The following is a 1,297-nucleotide window of genomic DNA, read 5'->3' as shown; positions in this document are numbered from 1 at the left end:
CCACAATAAATATTGACCTCAATAGGTAAAATAACCACACCGATTGCCCCTCTTCAACAGCGCTCAAACATGGAGTGCAAAAATCTTACGTCATTTTGTTCCTGAAATTTTAGAAGTAAGCTATGCAGCCATAAAAATACAGTACTGTTAAAAAAATCTGTCTAATAATGATACCTTCACTCACCTTTCACCTCCACATATGCCTTAAAAAGGTTTCAAAGCCCCCTTTAAGAAGCATAAGTTATTTCAACAAACCAATTTACGTACACAGAAGTACAAGGCATGGATGTGCACTTTAAATTTATTTTGTTTCATAATCTTGTCACGCAATTAACACGACCAGTTACAAAAAAAGAAAACCCAAAAAAAGAAAACATTGTAAGATTAAAGTGCCCATTTGCTTTATCTTTCTCAGTGCTTCCAACGATAAATCACGCAAAATACTTCTTGTAGCAGTCAATCGACACAGATCACATTTTGCAACTTGCAATGAGAATTCTGACATTCTTCTTATTTCAATTCTGTTTTTATTGCATCAATAAAAATCGTCCGCTTACACAGCACAAACTGGATAATAACAAAAACTATTTTTAATAGCTCTTATGCACACTTTTATAAGAGACTGTTGCAGCACTACGAGCTGGAAAATGCATGGCAATACGCCCTTATCAAGATCATACCATCCTTTTTCCATTCTTAAAATCAAGAATTCCCCCTCTATCATTTTCAATCTCATTTCCATAAACATGACGCAAAAGTGTAACTACCCATAAAAAATAAATACATTGAAGCCAAATCTATTATAGTTGTTTGAGAAATTATCTTATAAAAAAATGAGAATATTTCTTCAATCCAGACAAGAATAAGTTTGTCTACTTTACGGCGTTGTTCTTCTCATAAAGCACATACTTTTACTGTTGCATGCAAGTCAACATCCAACTTCACCCATAACCGCATATTAAAAGAAAAGATAGAGTCACTATTTCTCTGCGATACACGGCTTTGCAATAAAGGAAAGCATATTGCCTCTATCTGATTGGTGTAATCTATGAAACAAGAAAAGAAGCCATTGGAGAAAAATATGCCCAATTAGAGAAGAATGTAGAAATAGAAAACCAAGGAAATGCAAAAACAATTGCAAGAGGACAAATGCCTAAACTTTTTTCACAAACTCCGACTTTAAACTCATCTGACCAATCCCAGGAATTTTGCAATCAATATTATGATCCCCATCCACCAAGCGAATATTCTTTACCTTAGTACCACCTTTTAAAACAGATGAAGCGCCTTTTACTTT

General features: G+C 34.2%; 1 protein-coding gene. It reads right to left on the bottom strand.

Translation table 11 applies throughout. The features are described from left to right. Nucleotides 1-1,153 precede the first annotated feature (1,153 nt). The coding region (locus ACFIKE_RS10740) for a PhnA domain-containing protein (RefSeq protein ID WP_375649892.1) at nt 1,154-1,297 on the bottom strand (144 nt) is incomplete at its 5' end.

This window comes from Bartonella sp. MU70NMGDW, assembly GCF_042194085.1.
Taxonomy (GTDB): domain Bacteria; phylum Pseudomonadota; class Alphaproteobacteria; order Rhizobiales; family Rhizobiaceae; genus Bartonella; species Bartonella grahamii.
Note: the sequence above shows the minus strand (reverse complement) of the source record. Positions and strands in the feature narration are given on the sequence as shown.